1 protein-coding gene is annotated in these 242 nt (G+C 49.6%); it reads left to right on the forward strand.

Annotation, left to right across the window (positions count from 1 at the left end):
* A partial coding sequence (locus RMT89_RS45095; RefSeq protein ID WP_315889545.1) for a hypothetical protein occupies window positions 1–237 on the forward strand: 237 nt, incomplete at its 5' end.
* Between the last annotated feature and the right edge of the window lie 5 nt (window positions 238–242).

Here is a 242-nt window from a genome sequence, read left to right on the forward strand (position 1 = left end):
GGCAAGACGTATCGAAAGGGAACACTGTGTCCAAACCGGATTGTCGTCACTGATGATCCCGGTAAAACTGTAGCTGAGGTCTGCGATAAAAGGTTGCCTCCCTCGCTCGCATCTTGGTTCGCTGCGCTCAAGTGCGATGTTCGATTGAATCGGGATCATGATATCTACGCGTCCCATGCTGGCTCAAGACTCGATAGGCTTTTTAAGTTCGTTGATGGCATTGAGCAGGATGTCTAATTGCT

The organism is Streptomyces sp. P17 (assembly GCF_032436805.1).
Classification (GTDB): Bacteria; Actinomycetota; Actinomycetes; order Streptomycetales; family Streptomycetaceae; genus Streptomyces.